20 protein-coding genes are annotated in these 18,764 nt (G+C 64.9%); 12 read left to right on the top strand and 8 right to left on the bottom strand.

The window, feature by feature from the left end:
* The first annotated feature begins 169 nt into the window (after positions 1-169).
* The 4 genes from recA (at position 170) to WH367_RS08785 (ending at position 2,711) form a co-directional block, all read left to right on the top strand.
* Positions 170-1,246: a recombinase RecA gene (recA, locus tag WH367_RS08800; protein WP_043339752.1), complete on the top strand. Its 1,077-nt coding sequence runs from the start codon at positions 170-172 to the stop codon at positions 1,244-1,246.
* 87 nt (positions 1,247-1,333) lie between these two features.
* Complete coding sequence (gene recX / locus WH367_RS08795) at positions 1,334-1,783, top strand: recombination regulator RecX (protein WP_339535542.1); 450 nt, start codon at positions 1,334-1,336, stop codon at positions 1,781-1,783.
* An 82-nt stretch (positions 1,784-1,865) separates the two neighbouring features.
* Positions 1,866-2,117, top strand: coding sequence for a VF530 family protein (locus tag WH367_RS08790; protein WP_339535541.1), 252 nt, complete (start codon positions 1,866-1,868; stop codon positions 2,115-2,117).
* Between the two features lie 114 nt (positions 2,118-2,231).
* On the top strand, positions 2,232-2,711 hold the full coding sequence (locus WH367_RS08785) for a VOC family protein (protein WP_021026632.1): 480 nt from the start codon (positions 2,232-2,234) through the stop codon (positions 2,709-2,711).
* A gap of 74 nt (positions 2,712-2,785) precedes the next feature.
* Here WH367_RS08785 and yddG (WH367_RS08780) read toward each other — a convergent pair whose 3' ends face one another.
* From yddG (WH367_RS08780) to WH367_RS08760, 5 genes are all read right to left on the bottom strand, one after another.
* The gene (yddG, locus tag WH367_RS08780) at positions 2,786-3,706 is read right to left on the bottom strand and encodes an aromatic amino acid DMT transporter YddG (protein WP_339535536.1); all 921 of its coding nucleotides are present in this window, start codon (positions 3,704-3,706) and stop codon (positions 2,786-2,788) included.
* 151 nt (positions 3,707-3,857) lie between these two features.
* A complete protein-coding gene (locus WH367_RS08775) occupies positions 3,858-4,007 on the bottom strand; it encodes a hypothetical protein (protein WP_021026630.1) in 150 nt (49 codons plus the stop codon).
* A 145-nt stretch (positions 4,008-4,152) separates the two neighbouring features.
* Positions 4,153-5,091: an aromatic amino acid DMT transporter YddG gene (gene yddG / locus WH367_RS08770; protein ID WP_312986868.1), complete on the bottom strand. Its 939-nt coding sequence runs from the start codon at positions 5,089-5,091 to the stop codon at positions 4,153-4,155.
* Positions 5,092-5,275: 184 nt separating this feature from the next.
* Positions 5,276-6,232 carry a 2-hydroxyacid dehydrogenase gene (locus WH367_RS08765; protein ID WP_339535535.1) on the bottom strand — a complete coding sequence of 319 codons (957 nt, stop codon included), beginning with the start codon at positions 6,230-6,232 and terminating at the stop codon, positions 5,276-5,278.
* Positions 6,233-6,282: 50 nt separating this feature from the next.
* Positions 6,283-7,128, bottom strand: coding sequence for an IclR family transcriptional regulator (locus tag WH367_RS08760; RefSeq protein WP_021026627.1), 846 nt, complete (start codon positions 7,126-7,128; stop codon positions 6,283-6,285).
* Between the two features lie 200 nt (positions 7,129-7,328).
* Here WH367_RS08760 and WH367_RS08755 point away from each other — a divergent pair, with 200 nt between their 5' ends.
* Genes WH367_RS08755 through WH367_RS08725 form a run of 7 tightly spaced genes read left to right on the top strand, consistent with a single transcriptional unit; the run spans position 7,329 to position 14,050 of the window.
* Complete coding sequence (locus tag WH367_RS08755; RefSeq protein ID WP_339535534.1) at positions 7,329-8,402, top strand: ABC transporter ATP-binding protein; 1,074 nt, start codon at positions 7,329-7,331, stop codon at positions 8,400-8,402.
* Positions 8,399-9,256, top strand: coding sequence for an ABC transporter permease (locus WH367_RS08750; protein ID WP_021026625.1), 858 nt, complete (start codon positions 8,399-8,401; stop codon positions 9,254-9,256). Before WH367_RS08755 ends, WH367_RS08750 begins: the two co-directional genes overlap by 4 nt.
* A 17-nt stretch (positions 9,257-9,273) precedes the next feature.
* On the top strand, positions 9,274-10,068 hold the full coding sequence (locus tag WH367_RS08745; RefSeq protein ID WP_021026624.1) for an ABC transporter permease: 795 nt from the start codon (positions 9,274-9,276) through the stop codon (positions 10,066-10,068).
* Entirely contained in the window at positions 10,068-10,430 is a 363-nt protein-coding gene (locus WH367_RS08740) for a (2Fe-2S)-binding protein (RefSeq protein ID WP_339535533.1), read from the top strand. Before WH367_RS08745 ends, WH367_RS08740 begins: the two co-directional genes overlap by 1 nt.
* The gene (locus WH367_RS08735) at positions 10,427-11,860 is read left to right on the top strand and encodes an FAD/NAD(P)-dependent oxidoreductase (RefSeq protein ID WP_339535532.1); all 1,434 of its coding nucleotides are present in this window, start codon (positions 10,427-10,429) and stop codon (positions 11,858-11,860) included. Before WH367_RS08740 ends, WH367_RS08735 begins: the two co-directional genes overlap by 4 nt.
* A complete protein-coding gene (locus tag WH367_RS08730) occupies positions 11,853-12,977 on the top strand; it encodes an NAD(P)/FAD-dependent oxidoreductase (RefSeq protein WP_021026621.1) in 1,125 nt (374 codons plus the stop codon). The genes WH367_RS08735 and WH367_RS08730 overlap by 8 nt, the downstream gene beginning before the upstream one ends.
* A gap of 11 nt (positions 12,978-12,988) precedes the next feature.
* Positions 12,989-14,050: an ABC transporter substrate-binding protein gene (locus tag WH367_RS08725; protein ID WP_260718681.1), complete on the top strand. Its 1,062-nt coding sequence runs from the start codon at positions 12,989-12,991 to the stop codon at positions 14,048-14,050.
* Between the two features lie 101 nt (positions 14,051-14,151).
* Here WH367_RS08725 and WH367_RS08720 read toward each other — a convergent pair whose 3' ends face one another.
* The 3 genes from WH367_RS08720 to argC all read right to left on the bottom strand — a co-directional run bounded on the left by WH367_RS08720 (position 14,152) and on the right by argC (position 17,028).
* Entirely contained in the window at positions 14,152-15,120 is a 969-nt protein-coding gene (locus WH367_RS08720) for a c-type cytochrome (protein WP_445228095.1), read from the bottom strand.
* Between the two features lie 165 nt (positions 15,121-15,285).
* Positions 15,286-15,954: a c-type cytochrome gene (locus WH367_RS08715; RefSeq protein ID WP_339535527.1), complete on the bottom strand. Its 669-nt coding sequence runs from the start codon at positions 15,952-15,954 to the stop codon at positions 15,286-15,288.
* A gap of 141 nt (positions 15,955-16,095) precedes the next feature.
* Positions 16,096-17,028: an N-acetyl-gamma-glutamyl-phosphate reductase gene (argC, locus tag WH367_RS08710; RefSeq protein WP_339535525.1), complete on the bottom strand. Its 933-nt coding sequence runs from the start codon at positions 17,026-17,028 to the stop codon at positions 16,096-16,098.
* Positions 17,029-17,589: 561 nt separating this feature from the next.
* On the opposite strand from argC, the gene sucC reads away from it, so the two are divergent.
* Complete coding sequence (gene sucC, locus WH367_RS08705; protein ID WP_021026617.1) at positions 17,590-18,750, top strand: ADP-forming succinate--CoA ligase subunit beta; 1,161 nt, start codon at positions 17,590-17,592, stop codon at positions 18,748-18,750.
* Positions 18,751-18,764: the final 14 nt, after the last annotated feature.

Raw genomic sequence — 18,764 nt, 5'->3', positions numbered from 1 at the left:
TGAAAAAGGCTGAAGTCGCTATTGTGCATATAGTCAACTAAACTGACTAAAAAAGTACTTCTATAAAATATACCCATCCCATAAACTACTGTTCAAGCATCCAGGCTGTATATGCAAACAGCTGGATCTCCAGATCGAAGACATGACCATCAAACGCAAGGAGAAATCCATGAACGCCACCGCCACCAAACCCGAAGCCAACAGCGAAAAAGCCAAGGCGCTGGCCGCCGCCCTGGCCCAGATTGAAAAGCAGTTCGGCAAGGGCACCATCATGAAGCTCGGTGAAGGCGAAGCGGTGTCGGACATCCAGGTGGTGTCCACCGGCTCGCTGGGCCTGGATATTGCCCTGGGCGTTGGCGGCCTGCCGCGCGGCCGGGTCATCGAGATCTACGGCCCGGAGTCCTCGGGCAAGACCACCTTGACCCTGCAGGTGATTGCCGAGATGCAAAAGCTGGGCGGCACTTGCGCCTTTATCGATGCCGAGCACGCGCTGGACACCAGCTATGCCCAAAAGCTGGGCGTGAACCTGGGCGATATCCTGATCAGCCAGCCCGACACCGGTGAGCAGGCGCTCGAGATCGTTGACAGCCTGGTGCGCTCCGGCGCGGTGGACCTGATCGTCGTCGACTCGGTCGCGGCCCTGACCCCCAAGGCCGAAATCGAAGGCGAAATGGGTGACCAGCTGCCCGGCCTGCAAGCCCGCCTGATGAGCCAGGCGCTGCGCAAGCTCACCGCCACGATCAAGAAGACCAACTGCATGGTCATCTTCATCAACCAGATCCGCATGAAGATCGGCGTGATGTTCGGCAGCCCCGAAACCACGACCGGCGGTAATGCACTGAAGTTCTACGCCTCGGTGCGCCTCGATATCCGCCGCACCGGCACCATCAAGCGCGGCGATGAGGCCATCGGTAACGAAACCAAGGTCAAGGTGGTCAAGAACAAGGTCTCGCCCCCGTTCAAGACGGCCGAGTTCGACATTCTGTTTGGCGAAGGCATCTCGCGCGAAGGCGAAATCCTGGACATGGGCGTCACCGCCCGTATCATCGAGAAAAGCGGTGCCTGGTACGCCTACAACGGCGAGAAGATCGGCCAGGGCCGTGACAACTCGCGTGAGTTCCTGCGCGAAAACCCCGACCTCGCCATCGAGATCGAGAACAAGGTGCGCGAGAGCCTGAACATCAGCCTGCGCCCTGCCGAAGACGGCGTGGTGGACGGCCCGGTAGCGACCGGCACCGAAGGCTGATCGCTGCTGAAGCCTGAGCGCTGAGATAGCTGCTTGTGCACAGATGCTGTGCGCAAGCAGCTATTTGTTTTATAGCAATGAGAACGCATGTCTTTTAGCAAACTCTCCCTCAAAGGACGTGCGCTGCGCTATCTGGCGCAGCGTGAGCATTCGCGCGCCGAGCTGCTGGCCAAGCTCGGCCCCCATGTGCAAGAGGGCGAGGACCTGGCGGCCATCCTCGACGAGCTCGAAGCCAAGGGCTTCATCTGCGCCCAGCGCGTGGTGGACAGCGTGATCCACACCAAGGCTGCCCGCTATGGCGCCAGCCGCGTGCTGCAGGAGCTGCGCCACAAAGGCGTGGATGCCCCGCTGATCGCAGATGCCCGCGAGCGCCTGCGCAGCACCGAACTGCAGCGCGCCCGCGAGGTCTGGCAACGCCGTTTTGGCGCGCCGCCCGAGAGCCCGCAGGAACGGGCCAAGCAGATGCGCTTTCTGGCCAGCCGGGGCTTTGGCGGCGATGTGGTGCGCCAGGTGCTGCGCGGCGGAGATGGCGATTAGCCGCTGAACAGTGCCCGCGGGGCTGTGCCATGCGCGGCCCGCAAAGCCCCAGCCCCGCAGCCTGTGCCCCTGCTCGGCGACAATGGCGGCCATGAGCACCGCCGAACAGCCCAACAACCCCCTCCATGGCCTGACCCTGGAGCACATCCTGAACGAGTTGGTCGCGTACTTTGGCTGGGAAGAGCTGGGTGAGCGCATCCCCGTGCGTTGTTTTTGCCTGGACCCGAGCATCAACTCCAGCCTGCGGTTTTTGCGCAAAACGCCCTGGGCGCGCGAGAAGGTCGAGGGCCTCTACCTGTTCATGCTGCGCGAGAAAAGGCGTAACGGCGGCTGAGGCCTCATTGCCCGCAGTGCGGCGGCGCCCTTGCTGTGCAGCGCTGTCCTACCCACAGGTGTGCTGCCAAGCGATAGCCTAGACGTCTGTTCCGCTTGACGCAGGAGACCGACGATGACCGCAAAAAATACCGTATGCCTCTGGTACCAGGGCGATGCGCTCGATGCCGCGCAGTTCTATGCCCAGACTTTTCCGGACAGCGCCGTGGGCGCGGTACACCGCGCGCCGGGTGACTACCCCGATGGCCGGCAGGGCGATGTGCTGGTGGTGGAGTTCAACGTGGCGGGCATTGCCTGCATTGGGCTGAACGGCGGGCCGCATTTTCAGCACAATGAGTCCTTTTCCTTCCAGATCGCCACGGACGACCAGGCCGAGACCGACCGCCTGTGGAACGCCATCGTCAGCCATGGTGGGCAGGAAAGCGCCTGTGGCTGGTGCAAGGACCGTTGGGGCATCTCCTGGCAAATCACGCCCCGCATGCTGACTGCAGCCATGTCCGACCCCGACCGCGCCGCGGCCAAGCGCGTGTTCGAGGCGATGATGGGCATGACCAAGATCGATATTGCCGCGCTGGAAGCGGCACGCAAAGGCTGAATATTCAGCGCGGGCGCTGTCTCGCGTGGCGCTACCCGCGCGGCGCTATCCCGCGTGGCGCCACCCGCGCGGCGCTATTTGCTGCGGGTACACCACCAGCAGATCAGCGAGCCGGCCGTTACCAGCATCACCCCCTGCCAAAAGCTCCAGGACGGCTGCACCTGCAGCCAGACGGTGCCGACCAGCGCGGAGAGCACGGGGGTGAAGTAGGAGCCCACGGCCATCACCGTAAGGTTGCCGGCGCGCAGGCCGTGGTCCCAGCAGCTGTAACCCAGCGCGGTGAGGCCGCTGAGCATGCACAGCTGCACGATGGCCGGCAGCGACAGCTGCAGCGCCGGCTCATCGCTGAGCGCGTACTTGACCCAGAGCACCGCGCCCACGGCCCAGAGAAAAGCCGGCAGCGCGTTGGCGCCATGGGCATAGCGCTTGGCGATGACCGAGTAGCAAGGCCAGAGCCAGGCGGCCGAGAAAGCCAGGCCATAGGCGAGCGGATTGCTTTGCACATTGGCCCAGAGGCTGGCGATGGACAGCGCGCTGTCGCCCTTGAGCACCAGCACAATGCCGGCCATGGCCAGCAAGACCCCCGGCACCAGGCCGAAGCGAAAGCGCTGCAGCCCAAAGGCTGTCGCCAGCACAATCGTCAGGCTGGGCCACAGGTAGTTGATCATGCCCAGCTCCAAGGTCTGGCCCCGGTTGCTGGCAAAGCCCAGCGACAGCGACAGCGCGATCTCGTAGAGCACAAACAGCAGGCCGCAGCCCCAGAGGTAGGCCGGGTGCATGGCGCGCAGCTGCGCCAGGCGCGGGCGGCCAAAGCGCAGCGTGACCAGCAAGGCTCCCAAGCTAAACACCGCCGCCGCCCCGCCAATGGGGCCCAGGTGCTCGGCCACGCTGCGAAACAGGCCCACCGAGGTGGACCAGCACAGCACGGCCGACAGGCCAATCAGGGTGGCGCGTTGTGAAGGGGCCTGGGCGGGGGAGATCGGAGAGGAAGACATGGGCGCGCGGTGGATGCAGGGAAAGCTGCGAAAAGCAGCCTTGCATCCTAGCTGGAAAAGCGCAGCTCTGCAGGCAGACGGCCAGCGGACCGCAGCCACACCCGGCAGCCACGCTGGCGGTGTCGTTTCCGAGGGGTGAAGAAATCAGCGATTAGCTGATATGGCTGCCAAAGACCAGCGCGGCAGCGATGGTCGCCACCACGGTGAGCACGGCAAATGCGATCAGGCCACGCAGCTCCAGGCGCTTGTCGGCCTCTTGCTCGGCGGCGGTGGGGATATGGTTGGGGCGGGAGTAGTCCATGGGCAGCTCGGAAAAAACGCGGGCAACCCGCCCACTATAGTGCGGCGCGCGCTTTTGGCCATGGCGCGCCACCTAGGTGTTTGCATGTGTATACAAAGGCTGGCGATGCCGCCCTGCGTTGGCGATGGCAAGCGCGGGCAGGTGCTTAGCCCGCCAGCTTTTTGCCATCGGCCGGCCCCGGGCTGCGGGTGGCCCACCAGCAGACCAGCGAGCCCAGCGTGACCAGGGCCACGCCCTGCCAAAAGCTCCAGGACGGCTGCACCTGCAGCCAGAGCGTGCCGACCAGCGCAGACAGCACGGGGGTGAAGTAGGAGCCCACGGCCATCACCGTGAGGTTACCGGCGCGCAGGCCATGGTCCCAGCAGCTGTAGCCCAGGGCGGTCAAGCCGCTGAGCAGGCCCAGCTGCAGCAGTGCGGGGAGTGTAAAGCGCAGCGGTGGCTCGGGGCTGAGCGCGTACTTGATCCAGAGCACGGCGGCGACGGCCCAGAGAAAGGCCGGCAGTGCATTGGCGCCCTGGGTGTAGCGCTTGGACACCACCGAATAGCAAGGCCAGAGGCAGGCCGCGCACAGCGCCAGCGCATAGGCCAGCGGGTTGCTTTGCACATTGGCCCAGAGGCTGGCCAGGGACAGCGCATTGTCGCCCTTGACCACCAGCACAATGCCGGCCATCGACAGCAGCACGCCCGGCACCAGGCCGGCGCGAAAGCGCTGCAGGCCCAGCACGGTGGCCATCACCAAGGTCAGGCTGGGCCAGAGGTAGTTGATCATGCCCAGCTCCAGCGTCTGGCCCCGGTGGCTGGCCCAGCCCATCGACAGCGAAAAAGCGATCTCGTTGAGCACAAACAAGAGGCCGCAGCCCAGCAGATAGGCCGGGTGCATGGCCTTGAGCTGCGCGGCGCGCGGCAGGCCAAAGCGCCAGGTCACCAAGAAGGCGCTGAGCGAGAACACGCAGGCGGCCCCGCCGATCGCCCCCAGGTGTTCGGCAACGCTGCGGAACAGGCTCACCAGTGCAGACCAGCAGAGCACGGCAGAAAGCCCAATCAGCGTCGCGCGCTGGCTGGGCACAAGGGAAGGGGTGGACATGGAGAGGAGGGGATGCAGACGAGGGCGGCTCGCATCCTAGCGGCTATTGGGCGGCCCTGATGGGGCCAAGGGCTTGGCATCGCAAAACACTCGGATATGGCGCCAGTGGCGCCAGTGGCGCCAGTGGTGGCTTTGCAGCGGCCCAGCGTTCAGCTGCCTGGCCGGCCCCATGTACCCGGGTTGGTCAGTAGCCGCGCACCCGGTCAAAGCAGTTGTCCAGCGCCTGCCCGGCCTGCCACTGCGCCATCGACAAGGCCACCTGGCGCGCCTTGGCGCGGCGGCTGGCGCTGGCGGCGATATGGGGCGTGAGGATGACGCGGGGGTGCGTCCACAGCGGCGAATCGGCCGGCAAGGGCTCGGGCTCGGTCACATCCAGCAGCGCACCGCCCAACTGGCCGCTGTCGAGCGCGGCCACCAGGTCGGCGCTGTGGAGCTGGGTGCCCCGGCCGGCATTGACCAGCTGGGCGCCGGCGGGCAACTGGGCAAACAGCTGGGCATTGAGAATGCCCCGGGTCGCAGGCGTATCGGGCAGCAGGCAGATGAGCACCTGGCTGCTGCGCAAAAAGGCGGCCAGCTCGTCCTGGCCGCAGTAGCTGGTCACGCCCTCGATCTGCTTGCGCGTTTGCGACCAGCCCTGCACCGGGTAGCCCACGGCGCGCAGCATCTGCGCCGCTGCAGCGCCCAGGGTGCCCAGGCCCAGAATGCCCACGCGCAGCTCGCTGGCCACATGGGGCGGGTTGAACTCGATCCACTGCTGCTGGCGGTGCTGGGCCAGCGCGCGCGGCATGTTTTTTTGCAGCATCAAGGTGGCCATCAGGCAGAACTCGGCCATGCGCTGCTGCGATTCGCCCGTCACCATGCGCACGATGGGCAAGTTGGCTGGCAGGTCGCGGTCGGCCAGGATGTGGTCAACGCCGGCGGCCGAGCTGAAGATGGCCTTGAGCTGCGGAAAACGGGCCAGCACACCGGTATTAGGCTCCCAGACCATCGCAAAATCCACCAGGCTGAGATCGGCGGGTGGCGTATTCCAGTCATGCACCACGACATGCGGCGCAAATTCGGCAAACAGCGCCGTCCATTCCGGAATGGCGGCGCTGCCGCCGCTTTTGATGATGAGGTTCAAGGGAGTGCTGGAAGCCATGGCGGGGGATGCGTTGAAGTGCAGAAAGGCGGAAGCGGATGGGGCCGGGCTTACATCGAGCGGGTGCGGTCCCCGGTGGAGATCGCATGCATCGGGTGACGCAAGGTCGGGTCAAAGGGGTTGATCTGCGCACTCAGTGTTTTGGCTTCGCGCAGCAGCATGTCGCGCACGATGGGCAGGCGCTCGTCGCTCAGGCGCGCGGTGTGCGTGCCGATCGACAGCGCTGCCACCACCTGGCCACCCCGGTCAAACACCGGCACGGCCAGGCCGGCCATGCCTTCGAGCAGGCCGGAGTTCTTGGCGGTATAGCCCTGGCGGTGCGCCTTGTCGATCTCGGTGCGCATGTAGACCTCGTCATAGACGTTGTAGTGCTGCATGCGCGGCAGGTTGAAGCGCAGCACCTCCTCGCGCTCGGCCTCGGGCAGGTTGGCCAGGATGACCAGCGAGCCCTGGCCCACGCCCAGCGCCACGCGCCCGCCGATATCGCCGGTAAAGGTGCGGATCGGAAACTGGCCTTCGATGCGGTCCAGGCAGACCGCGTCAAAGCCCGAGCGCACCATCAGGATCACCGTGTCGTTGAGGCTGGCGCACAGGCGCAGCAGCACGGGGCGCGCGAGGCTGCGCAGGTCGCTCACCGCACCGGCCTGGGCGGCCAGCGAGAACAAGTCCAGGCTCAGCCGGTAGAGCTTGTGCACCTGGTCCTGCTCGACCATGCCCTCCTGGATCAGCCCCTGCAGCAGCCGGTGCGTGGTGGCCTGGGTCAGGCCGATTTCCTTGGCCAGATGGGTCACGCGCACGCCTTCGGTCTGGTGCGCGGCCAGCGCGCGCATCACCAAAAAGCTGCGGTGCAGGGTGCCGCGCTGGTGGCTGTTGTCCTCAGACGTGTCGGTGCTCATGGTTTTTCGGAATATAAATTCGGTAGATCTGATTTTTATTCCATTTATCGGAATAAATCAAATTTATCTTCCATTATCAGTGTTTACACCGTGTGTGGATTCAAACCACATTCCGAAAATAGACAAATAGTTGCAAATGTCGTTCATCCGTGCGACATGGCCGACGGGCCCCGCAACCCTGTGCCACCGAGGTGATTCCCATGAGTTTTCTGCGTCTCCACAACGTCTCCAAACAGTACGGCCCCAACCGGGTGGTCAGCCAGTTCAACCTGGATGTGCAAAAGGGCGAGTTCGTCTCCTTGCTCGGCCCCTCGGGCTGCGGCAAGACCACGAGCTTGCAGATGATTGCTGGCTTTGTGGATGTGACCGAAGGCCGTATTGAGCTCGACGGCAAGGACATCACCCGCGCCAAGGCCAATGAGCGCGGCCTGGGCATCGTGTTCCAGACCTATGCGCTGTTCCCGCACATGACCGTGCGCGAGAACGTCGAGTTCGGCCTGGAGATGCGCAAGGTGGCGCAGCCCGAGCGCAGCGAGCGTGCCAGCGAAGCGCTGGCCCTGGTGCACCTGGGCCCCTATGCCGACCGCTACCCGCGTGAACTCTCGGGCGGCCAGCGCCAGCGCGTGGCCCTGGCCCGGGCGCTGGTCATCAAGCCACCGGTGCTGCTGCTCGATGAACCGCTGTCCAACCTCGATGCCAAGCTGCGCGAGGAGATGCAGTTCGAGCTGCGCGAGATCCAGCGCAAGGTGGGCACGACCACCATCATGGTCACGCATGACCAAAGCGAAGCCATGTCGATCAGCGACCGCGTGGTGGTGATGGAGGCCGGCCGCATCACCCAGGTGGACACGCCGCACACGGTGTACGAGCACCCGCACAACGCCTTTATCTCCACCTTTGTCGGCAAGGCCAACCTGCTGCAGGCCACCGTGCATGCCCAGGGCGGCCAGTGGCTGGCGCATGTGGGCGATGTGCAGATGGCGGTGCAGGATGTGCCCGCCGCTGCGGCCAGCCACGGCACGCGTTTGCTGCTGGGCCTGCGCCCTGAGAAAATCCAGCTGTCGGCCTCGTTGCCCGGCCGCACCCAGGGCACCGTGCGCGAGCGCTTCTTCCTGGGCAACCTCTGGCTCTACACGGTGGAATGCCCGCTGGGCAGCATCACCGTGACGGCGGCCAACGATGGCGAGGCGCCCCACCAGGTGGGCAGCCAGGTGGGCATCGACTGGTCCGACCGCAATGTGCGCCTGATCGCCGGTGACGGGGTGGCCGCATGAGCGAGCGCCGCACCTGGGCCCCCTGGGCCATGAGCGCTCCGGCGCTGCTGCTGTTTGCGGTGATGCTGGCCGTGCCGCTGCTGCTGACCACCATCCTGTCCTTCAATGCCTACCACGTGGACACCGGTCCGGTCGCGGGCAGCTTCACGATCGAGCACTATGTGCACATCGTCACCGACAGCTACTACTACGAGATCTTCTGGCGCACCTTGTGGATCTCGGGCTTGGTCACTTTGATCTGCATCGCCATCGGCGCGCCCGAGGCCTACATTCTGAGCAAAATGCGCGCGCCCTGGCGCTCCATCTTCTTGCTGATCATCCTGGCGCCGCTGCTGATTTCGGTGGTGGTGCGGGCCTTTGGCTGGAGCATGCTGCTGGGCCCCGAGGGCCTGATCAACGATATCTTCCGCCTGGTGGGCATCGGCCCGGTCAAGCTGCTCTACAACGAGACGGCCATCGTCATTGCGCTGGTGCATGTGATGCTGCCCTTCATGGTGATCCCCGTCTGGACCTCGCTGCAAAAGCTCGATCCTTCGGTCGAGAGCGCCTCGCTGTCGCTGGGTGCTTCGCACTTCACCACCCTGCGCCGCGTGGTGTTTCCGCAGGTGCTGCCCGGCATTCTCTCGGGCAGCCTGATCGTGTTTGGCCTGGCTGCCAGCTCGTTTGCGATCCCCGGCCTGCTGGGCGGGCGCCGGGTCAAGATGGTCGCCACCCTGATCTATGACGAGTACCTGCACGAGCTGAACTGGCCGCTGGGCGCGGCCATCGCCTTTGTGCTGCTGGCCGCCAACCTGGTGATCATGCTGGGCTGGAACCGCATGGTCGAAGGCCGCTACAAGAAGACCCTGGGCTGAGAGGCGAGGTAACTGACATGCAAAAAAACGGACCCATTGCCCTGATCTTCAACGCGCTGGTCATCATCTTCATGCTGGCGCCGCTGGTGATCGTCTGCCTGGTGGCCTTCACCCCGGCCGAGACCTTGACCCTGCCGACCACCAGCTTCTCGCTGCGCTGGTTTGAGCAGGTGCTGCACCATGCCGATTTTGTCCAGTCGTTCTGGAACAGCCTGGGCCTGGCGGTGGCGGCCGCCTCCATCTCGACCGCGCTGGCCGTGCCCGCCGCCATTGCGCTGGTGCGCTATGAGATCCCCGGCCGTGGCGCGCTGCAGGCGCTGTTCCTGTCGCCGCTGATCATTCCCCACCTGGTGCTGGGCGTGGCGATGCTGCGCATGTTCTCGCTGGTGGGCGGCCAGGGCAGCTTTGGCTGGCTGATCTTTGCCCATGCGCTGGTGGTGATGCCCTACACCATGCGCCTGGTGATGGCCGCGCTGATCGGCTTTGACCGCAGCGCCGAGCAGGCCGCCTACTCGCTGGGCGCGAGCAATGCCAAGGTGTTCAAGCGCATCACCTTGCCGATGATCCTGCCCGGCATCACCGGCGGCTGGCTGCTGGCCTTTATCAACAGCTTTGACGAGCTGACCATGTCGATCTTTGTGGTCTCGCCCAGCACGGTGACCTTGCCAGTGCGCATGTACATGTATGCCACCGAGTCGCTGGACCCGATGATGGCGGCCGTTTCGGCGCTGATCGTGTTCATCACGCTGGGGCTGATGCTCTTGCTCGACAAGGTCTATGGCCTGGACCGCATCCTGATCGGCAAGCACTGATGGCACACGCTACTCCCCTTTTGCCGGCCGGCCAGCTCCAGCGCCTCAAGGAGCAGGGGCGCCCGCCGCTGCAGTTTGTGCTCAACGGCCAGCCGGCCCAGGCGCTGCAGGGCGACACGGTGCTGACTGCCGTGCTGACCCAGTCGGCCCAGCTGCGCAGCCATGAGTTTGCCCATAGCCCGCGCGCCGGCTTTTGCATGATGGGCGCCTGCCAGGACTGCTGGGTCACGCTGGGCGGCGAGCAGGCCGGCCGCAAGCTGCGCGCCTGCTCGACCCTGCTGCAGCCGGGCATGCAGATCTGCACCACGGCAGAGGCCGTGGCCCAGGCTACCGCCACCAATGCGACCCAGGTGCAACCATGATCGGCAGCGATTTCTACCTGGACGACCCTCGGCCCGCCGACGGCCCGCCCGTCATCGTGGGTGCCGGGCCTGCCGGCATCCGGGCCGCACAAACCCTGCTGGCCCATGGCCTGCGCCCGGTCGTCATCGACGAGGCGCCCCAGGCCGGAGGCCAGATCTACCGCCGCCAGCCCGATGGCTTTCGCCGCACGCCCAAGGACCTGTATGGCTTTGAGGCCGGCCGCGCCAGCGACCTGCACCAGACCTTTGACCGCCTGCGCCCGCAGCTGGACTACCGGCCCGAGACCCTGGTCTGGAACGCCCAGGGCCACAGCCTGGACCTGCTGCACACCGCCCAGCGCACGGCAGACAGCCTGCGCTGGCGTGATCTGATCGTCGCCACCGGTGCCACCGACCGGGTGCTGCCTTTGCCAGGCTGGACCCTGCCCGGTGTCTACACCTTGGGCGGCGCCCAGGTGGCCTTGAAGTACCAGGGCTGTGCGATTGGCGATGCGGTGGTGTTTGCCGGCACCGGCCCCTTGCTCTACCTGGTGGCCTACCAGTACGCCAAGGCCGGTGGCCGGGTGCTGGCGGTGCTGGATACGGCTCCCGCCGTGCAGCGCTACAAGGCGGCGCCCGCCATGCTGGCCCAGCCAACGGTCACCGCCAAGGGCCTGTACTTTTTGAGCTGGCTGATGTTCCACGATGTGCCGGTACACCACGGCGTGCAGCTGCTGCGCGCCGAAGGCGCAGACCGCGTGCAGGCTATTGTGTGGAAGGATGCGCAGGGCGCCGAGCAACGCACTGCCTGCAGCGCCATCGGCCTGGGCTATGCGCTGCGGCCCGAGACGCAGCTGGCCGACCTGCTGGGCTGCGCGTTCGCCTTTGCCCCGCTGCACCGCTGCTATGTGCCGCAGATCGATGCCGACCGGCGCAGCAGCGTGCCCGGCGTCTATCTGGCGGGCGACGGCGCCGGCATCATGGGGGCTGACGCGGCCGAGATGTCGGGCGAGCTGGCGGCGCTGGCTTTGCTGCAGGACCGGGGCATTGCAACCGATGCAGCGCGCCAGGCCAGGCTGCGCCAGCAGCTGGACAAGACGCAGCAGTTCCGCCAGGCGCTGGAGGTGGCGTTTCCCTTTCCCGACGACTGGGCGGCACGTGCGCCGGACGAACTGGTGGTCTGCCGCTGCGAAAACATCACGGCCGGGGAGCTGCGCGCTACCGCTGCCACCCAGCCGCAGGGCGATATCAACCGCATCAAGGCGCTGTGCCGGGTGGGCATGGGCCGCTGCCAGGGCCGCATGTGCGGTGTGGCTGCGACCGAGATCCTGGCCGATACCTTGAAGGTGCCGGTGGCGCAGATAGGCCGCATCCGGGGCCAGGCGCCGATCAAGCCCCTGCCGCTGGACATGACCGTGGTCAGCACGGACCAGGAGGCCAACCATGGTTAAGCAACTGGCCACCGAGGTGGTGGTGATTGGTGGCGGCATCATGGGCGCTAGCACAGCGCTGTTCCTGCGCAAACGCGGCATCCAGGTGGTGGTGGTCGAGCGCGATCTCTGCGGCTCGCGCTCCAGCGGCGTCAACTTTGGCGGTGTGCGCCGCCAGGGGCGGTCGCTGGCGATGCTACCGCTGTCACAGCGCGCCCACCAGCACTGGGGGCGCCTGACCGCGCTGATCGGCACCGAGGCCGAGTACGAGCGCTCGGGCCACTTCAAGATTGCCCGCTCGCAGGCGGATATGGAATCTTTAGTGCGCTATGCCGAGAAGACGCGCGACTGCGGGCTGGACCTGCAGCTGCTCGATGGCGCAGAGCTGCACAAGCGCTTTCCGGTCGGCGGCGCCAAGGTCGTGGGCGGCTCCTTCTGCCCGGATGATGGCCAGGCCAACCCGCGCCTGCTGTCGCCGGCCTTTGCCACGGCGGCCGCGCGGGCGGGTGCACAGGTGTTCGAGCACAGCCCCGTGCTGGACGTGGCGCACAATGGCCAGCGCTTTGTGGTGCGCACGCCCGAGATGGAGATCCGCGCGAATGTGGTGGTCAACGCCGCAGGCGCCTGGGCCGGCCAGTTTGCCGAGCAGTGCGGCGAGCCGGTGCCGATGCGCATCCGGCCGCCGGCCATGGGCGTGACCGAGCCCTTACCCTACTTTTTGCATTGGAGCCTGGGCGTGGAGGGCGGCAGCATCTACTGCCGCCAGGTGCGCCGGGGCAATGTGGTGTTTGGTGGCGGGCCCGGCCTGGTGCTGGACGACACCCGTGCGCGCAACCGCCACACCACCGTCTGGGCGCAATTGCCGCAGCTGGTGGAGCTGCTGCCCCAGTTGAAGAATGCCCAGCTGATCCGCACCTGGAGCGGCAACGAAGGCGCCTTGCCTGACCACGAGCCCATCATCAGCGCCAGCAGCCGCCAGGCTGGCCTCTACCATGCCTTTGGTTTTGCCGGCGGGGGCTTCCAGCTCGGGCCGGGCGTGGGCGATGTGATGGCCGAGCTGATTGCCCAGGGCCGCAGCAGCACGCCGATTGATGCTTTCCGTATAGACCGATTTACCGACCCCGCATGTTCAACCTGAAAGGAACCCACATGTCTTCTTGGACGACGACCCTCAAAACTCCTGTGCGCGCCATCGCCCTGATGGCCTCTGTGGTGGCTGCGGCCAGCGCGGTGCAGGCACAGACCAAAACCATCTACATCGGCATGAATGGCGGCAACATGGAGCGCACCTACTCGCAGTTCGTGTTCCCCGCGTTCGAGAAGGCCAACAATGTCAAGGTCGTCGTGGTGCCGGGCACCTCGACCGATATCCTGGCCAAGGCCCAGGCCTCCAAGGACAAGGCCCAGATGCAGGTCATGACCCTGGATGACGGCGTGATGTACCGCGCCATCAGCATGGGCCTGTGCGAAAAGCTCAAGCCCGCTGCCGGCTACAGCGAGATCCCGGACATCGCCAAGATCAAGGACAGTGCGATCGGCCTGTCGATGGGCCTGACCGGCCTGGCCTACAACACCAAGATGTTTGCCGAAAAGGGCTGGGCCGCGCCCACCTCCTGGAACGACCTGGCCGACCCCAAGCTCAAGGGCAAGGTGGTGGTGCAGTCTATGCCGGCCTCGTCCTTTGGCCTGCATGCCTTCTTGATGTTCAACCGCATCAAGGGCGGCAACGAAAAGAACGTGGACCCGGCCTTCAAGGCCTGGCCGACGACCATTGGCCCGAACGTGGTGGAGTACATCCCCAACTCGTCCAAGGTGGTGGAGATGATGCAGGCCGGTGATGCCGCCATCTTCCCCTACACCCTGACGCAGGCCGAGCTGATGAAGTCCAAGGGCATCCCGATGGAATATGTGGCGCCCAAGGAAGGCGCTGTTGTGCTGATGACCGCCATGTGCGTGCTCAACAACAACCCCGAGTCCGAGCTGGCGCAAAAGCTGGTGGAGTACCTGGTGAGCCCGGAAGCCCAGGCGCTGGCGATGGAAAACGGCAGCTACAACCCCGTGAACCCCAAGACCAAGCTGCAAGGCAAGCCAGCCGAAGAGCAGAACAAGATGAACGCCATCCTGAAGAATGCCGTGGCTGTGGATTGGGATGTGGTCAACGCCGACCGCCCCGAGTGGAACAAGCGCTGGAACCGCACGGTGGAGCGCTGATCACCGGCAGGTGCCCGACGGGATAGTGCCCGGCATCTGATTGGATAAATAGCAAAAGCTGCCAACGCATGCCCTCTACAGGGGCGGCGCTGGCAGTTTTTTTATGGGGCGCCCCGGCCCAGTTGCTGGCCGTTGACGGTCTGGCCGTAGAGCGAGAACTCGCTGTCGTGGAAGCGCTTGCGCGTGTCTGCAATATTGCCGGTAAAGCGGGGATCCTGCGGGCGCTCGTGGCTGTTGATGTAAGTTGCCACATCCCAGGCATCCTGGTCGCTGAGCGTATTGCCCTTGCCCAGCGGCATATTGGCCTTGATAAAGCCGGTGGCCTTGTCCACCTCATGCATGCCGGCGCCCCAGTTGTAGGACTGCTTGCCCCAGAGGGGAGGGAAGACCTGCACATCGCCGCTGCGCTGGCCCTGGCCATCATCGCCGTGGCACAGCGCGCACTGGGCGTTGAACACCTTCTGGCCGCGCGCATAGTCGGGCACCTGCGCAGGTTTGGCCACCTTGGGGTAGCTGGCGCCGGGCAGCTTCTCACCCACCGGCGCGCCCTTGGCCATCCAGTAGGCATAGGCCTCCAGTGCTACCAGCACCTCATCGCCATGGGGCGGGGCCTTGCCGTTCATGCTGTACATGAAGCAGCCGCGCAGGCGTTCTGAGAAGGTATCCACGCTCTTGGTCTTGCTGCGGTAGGCGGGGTATTGCGTGTAGGCGCCCCAGAGCGGCGCGGAGTGGGCGGCGCGCCCTGCATCCAGGTGGCAGTTGACGCAGTTAAGCGTATTGCCGACAAAGGCCTTGGCCTGTGTGCTGGTGTGCAGAAAGATCTGCTCGCCCCGGCGGATCACATCGCCCATCGGACCGTCGGGAATCGCATCGGCGGCGGGCGGGGCAAAGGCGGCAGTGCTGGCAGCAGCTGGCGCTTTGGCTGCGCTGGCTGTGGCAGCTGCTGGCGCTGGTTGGGCTGCATCCGATGCGGCGCTAGCGGGTGCGGGGCTGGGGGTGGCGGGTGCTGCTGGTTTTTGCGCGGTCTGGGCGGGCGCTGCGGCGGGCCGCTCATGGGCCAGCTCGCCCATGCTCTTGCTCACCTGCACGCCAAAGCCGATGGCGGCAACCAGTACGATGGCGACGACGACCACCACAAAGATCTTGAGGTACTGCCACTCGCTGTGCTGGACGCGGGCCTGCTCCTCGGGCGTTTCCACATGGTTGGGGCGCTGGTAATCCATGGGGTTCTCCGCTCAAGGCTTGGCGGCGCCCGAGGCGCCGGCATAGTACTGGGCGATGGCGTTGACATCATTGCTGCTGAGCTTTTTGGCAATGCCTTCCATGAGGCCCAGCGGACCGGGCGGGCGGCTGCCTTTTTTCCAGGCATCGATCTGCTCTTGCATATAGCTGGCGCTGAGCTTGGCAATGGCGGGGAAATGCGCACCCACGCCAGCGCCACCAGGCCCATGGCAGTTGCTGCAGGCGGGTATGCCATCTTGCATGCGGCCACGCTCCACCAGCCAGGCGCCCTGGTTCTTGGCATCGGCCTGGCCCGGCGTGGCGGCAATGCCCGATGGCAGGCTGGCAAAGTAAGCGGCAACATCGGCGCGCTGCTGCGGCGTCAAACCCTTGGCAATGGGCGCCATGATGGGGTTGCCGCGCGAGTCATCAGCAAAGGCATCCAACTGGCTGCGCAGATAGCTGGCGCCCTGGCCGGCCAGTGGCGGGAAGGCGGCCATGCCCTGGCCTTTGGCCCCATGGCAGCTGGTGCAGGAGGCCACGCTGGGCGGCAGCCCGTTGTTGGCGATCTGCTCGCCTTGTTGGGGGGTGGCGTTTTGGGCCTGGGCGGCTGCACAAAGCAGCAGCGCCCATGGCCAGGCAGCGCCTAGCCGGCGCAGGGGGCGTGGAGGGGAGTGTCTCATCGTGTTATGGCTGTAGTTTGGCCCCATGGTAGGCAGGGAATGCCTGGGGTGGTGTCGGCCAATGTCGACGGTGTTGCACACCCTGAGCGCATGAAAAAAGCCGCTGGCTAGCGGCTTTGGTGGGTGATGCGGTGTCTGGGCTTAAAGGTCCAGCATCAGCTTGAGGTTTTGCACCGCAGCGCCGCTGGCGCCCTTGCCCAGGTTGTCCAGGCGGGCGATGACCACGGCCTGGCGCAGCTGCTCATTGCCGAACACGCGGATTTCCAGCTTGTTGGTGCCTGCCAGCGTATCGGCGGCCAGCTTGTTGTCGTCGGTGGGCGGCAGCACCTGCACCCATTGCTCGTCCTGGTTGGTCTTGGCGTAGTGGGCGGCCAGGGCGCCATGCAGATCGCTCAAGAGCGGCTTGCCGGGCAACTCATCGAGGTGCAGCGGCAGCTGCACCAGCATGCCCTGGGCAAAGTTGCCGACCGCAGGAATGAACACCGGGCGGCGGGTCAGGCCGGTGTACTTCAGGATTTCGGGGATGTGCTTGTGCGTCAGGCCCAGTGCATAGGCCTCATAAGGCGCGGCACCGCCGGCCTCGTAGGCTTCCATCATCTGGCGGCCGCCGCCGGAGTAGCCCGACACCGAAGGCAGTGCCAGCGCGGCATCGGCGGGGACCAGGCCGGCATCGATCAGCGGGCGCAGGATGGCGATGGCGCCGGTGGCATAGCAGCCAGGGTTGGAGACGCGCTTGGCTGCTTGCACGGCGCTTTTCTGGCCCGCGCTCAGCTCGGGAAAGCCATAGACCCACTGGTCATTGACGCGGTGGGCGGTCGAGGCATCGATGATGCGGATGCTGCGGCCGGTTTCCTGCTCGATGGCATCGACCATGGCCGTGGTGTCCTTGGCGGCATCGTCGTGCAGGCAGAGGATGACCAGGTCCACGCCAGCGATCAGCGCGCGCTTGGCCTCCGGGTCCTTGCGCAGTTCGGGCGCAATGCTTACCAACTCCACGCCGGGCATATCCACCAGGCGTTCGCGAATCTGCAAACCGGTGGTGCCAGCTTCGCCGTCGATAAACACTTTTGCCATTGCCATCACTCCTGCTGCGGGTTGGCGCCTGCGGGCTGCGGGCGCTTGGGGTTCGGGAAAGTGCTTATTGTCATACAAAGCGGCGCAATACGTGCAGGAGGATGGCAAATTTGCAGTCCGGTCTGACCAGGGCTTGTGCGATGCGCCGGACATGCTGTTTTTGGGCCTGTGATGGCCCGGTGCTGGCCCAAAGCGCAGTGCGCACTAGCGCAAAAATGTGTCAGCCCCGAGCGGCTGTGCCAAAAATCCTGCACCGCTCGGGTATTTATCGACAACTTTTACGCGGGCCTCCGACAGGCATTGACTGCCTTGGCTGACAGACCCGCTGCACGGAGATGACAGCCCAACATGGCTGGTTAGCTATACAAATAATAGCTATATGCATTCCGGCGGCCGACAAACCCCGGAAGCGCATTGGGGCTCCTGCAGGCGCTGCCCCCCATGGCGCAGTGCAGCATGGTAAATTCGCGGACTGCCAGGCCTTCTGCCTTGTTTGCGAGTTCTTTGTTCTGCGCGCTCGGCCGCCGGGTTTTTTCCCATTTTGTTTTACTGAGAGACATCATGAAAATTCATGAATACCAAGGCAAGGAAATCTTGCGTCAGTTCGGCGTGCCCGTTCCGCGCGGTATCCCCGCCTTCACTGTGCAAGAAGCAGTGGAAGCAGCACAGAAGCTGGGCGGCCCCGTGTGGGTGGTGAAGGCCCAGATTCACGCAGGTGGCCGCGGTAAGGGCGGTGGCGTGAAGGTTGCCAAGACCATCGACGACGTGAAGGCGCTGTCCGAGCAAATCCTCGGCATGCAGCTGGTGACCCACCAGACCGGCCCTGAAGGCCAGAAGGTGCGCCGCCTGTACATCGAAGACGGTGCCGACATCCAGCAGGAATACTACCTGTCTGCCGTGACCGACCGTGGCACGCAGAAGGTGGCCTTCATCGCTTCGAGCGAAGGCGGCATGGACATCGAGGAAGTGGCGCACAGCACTCCCGAGAAGATCATCACCGTGCTGGTCGACCCCATTGCCGGCTTCACGCAAGCCAATGGTGAAGAGCTGGCCAAGGGCATCGGCATGCCTGCTGATTCGGTGGCCCAGTTCATCGATATCTGCCAAAAGCTGTACAAGTGCTACATGGACACGGACGCATCGCTGGTTGAAATCAACCCGCTCAACCGTGATTCCAAGGGCAACGTGATTGCACTGGACTCCAAGTTCAACTTCGACCCCAACGCACTGTTCCGTCACCCAGAACTGGTGGCCCTGCGCGATCTGGACGAAGAAGATCCTGCTGAAGTGGAAGCTTCCAAGTTCGACCTGGCCTACATCAGCCTGGACGGCAACATCGGCTGCCTGGTGAACGGCGCTGGCCTGGCCATGGCTACGATGGACACCATCAAGCTGTTCGGCGGCGAGCCTGCCAACTTCCTGGACGTGGGCGGCGGTGCCACCCCCGAGAAGGTCACCGAAGCCTTCAAGATCATGCTCAAGAACCCCAAGGTCAAGGGCATTCTGGTCAACATCTTCGGCGGCATCATGAAGTGCGACACCATCGCTACCGGCGTGATCACCGCTTGCAAGGCGGTGAACCTGAGCGTGCCACTGGTCGTGCGCATGAAGGGTACCAACGAAGAGCTGGGCAAGAAGATGCTGGCCGAATCGGGCCTGCCCATCATCTCGGCCGACACCATGGCCGAAGCCGCCACCAAGATCGTTGCCGCAGTGAAGTAAGCCCTGGAGAACAC

Origin of the sequence: Comamonas sp. MYb21 (assembly GCF_037479395.1) — a bacterium.
Taxonomy (GTDB): domain Bacteria; phylum Pseudomonadota; class Gammaproteobacteria; order Burkholderiales; family Burkholderiaceae_C; genus Comamonas.
This window is presented reverse-complemented; position numbering and strand designations above follow the sequence as displayed.

Bases quoted from the DNA above. Each gene is read 5' to 3' on its own strand.
- WH367_RS08730 (WP_021026621.1), top strand. From the start codon at position 11,853: ATGGTTAAGCAACTGGCCACCGAGGTGGTGGTGATTGGTGGCGGCATC.
- WH367_RS08745 (WP_021026624.1), top strand. From the start codon at position 9,274: ATGCAAAAAAACGGACCCATTGCCCTGATCTTCAACGCGCTGGTCATC.
- WH367_RS08725 (WP_260718681.1), top strand. From the start codon at position 12,989: ATGTCTTCTTGGACGACGACCCTCAAAACTCCTGTGCGCGCCATCGCC.
- WH367_RS08720 (WP_445228095.1), bottom strand. From the start codon at position 15,120: ATGGGCGAGCTGGCCCATGAGCGGCCCGCCGCAGCGCCCGCCCAGACC.
- recA (WP_043339752.1), top strand. From the start codon at position 170: ATGAACGCCACCGCCACCAAACCCGAAGCCAACAGCGAAAAAGCCAAG.
- yddG (WP_312986868.1), bottom strand. From the start codon at position 5,091: ATGTCCACCCCTTCCCTTGTGCCCAGCCAGCGCGCGACGCTGATTGGG.
- WH367_RS08735 (WP_339535532.1), top strand. From the start codon at position 10,427: ATGATCGGCAGCGATTTCTACCTGGACGACCCTCGGCCCGCCGACGGC.
- WH367_RS08750 (WP_021026625.1), top strand. From the start codon at position 8,399: ATGAGCGAGCGCCGCACCTGGGCCCCCTGGGCCATGAGCGCTCCGGCG.
- WH367_RS08760 (WP_021026627.1), bottom strand. From the start codon at position 7,128: ATGAGCACCGACACGTCTGAGGACAACAGCCACCAGCGCGGCACCCTG.
- WH367_RS08715 (WP_339535527.1), bottom strand. From the start codon at position 15,954: ATGAGACACTCCCCTCCACGCCCCCTGCGCCGGCTAGGCGCTGCCTGG.
- yddG (WP_339535536.1), bottom strand. From the start codon at position 3,706: ATGTCTTCCTCTCCGATCTCCCCCGCCCAGGCCCCTTCACAACGCGCC.
- WH367_RS08785 (WP_021026632.1), top strand. From the start codon at position 2,232: ATGACCGCAAAAAATACCGTATGCCTCTGGTACCAGGGCGATGCGCTC.
- recX (WP_339535542.1), top strand. From the start codon at position 1,334: ATGTCTTTTAGCAAACTCTCCCTCAAAGGACGTGCGCTGCGCTATCTG.
- WH367_RS08755 (WP_339535534.1), top strand. From the start codon at position 7,329: ATGAGTTTTCTGCGTCTCCACAACGTCTCCAAACAGTACGGCCCCAAC.
- WH367_RS08775 (WP_021026630.1), bottom strand. From the start codon at position 4,007: ATGGACTACTCCCGCCCCAACCATATCCCCACCGCCGCCGAGCAAGAG.
- WH367_RS08765 (WP_339535535.1), bottom strand. From the start codon at position 6,232: ATGGCTTCCAGCACTCCCTTGAACCTCATCATCAAAAGCGGCGGCAGC.
- sucC (WP_021026617.1), top strand. From the start codon at position 17,590: ATGAAAATTCATGAATACCAAGGCAAGGAAATCTTGCGTCAGTTCGGC.
- WH367_RS08790 (WP_339535541.1), top strand. From the start codon at position 1,866: ATGGCGGCCATGAGCACCGCCGAACAGCCCAACAACCCCCTCCATGGC.
- WH367_RS08740 (WP_339535533.1), top strand. From the start codon at position 10,068: ATGGCACACGCTACTCCCCTTTTGCCGGCCGGCCAGCTCCAGCGCCTC.
- argC (WP_339535525.1), bottom strand. From the start codon at position 17,028: ATGGCAAAAGTGTTTATCGACGGCGAAGCTGGCACCACCGGTTTGCAG.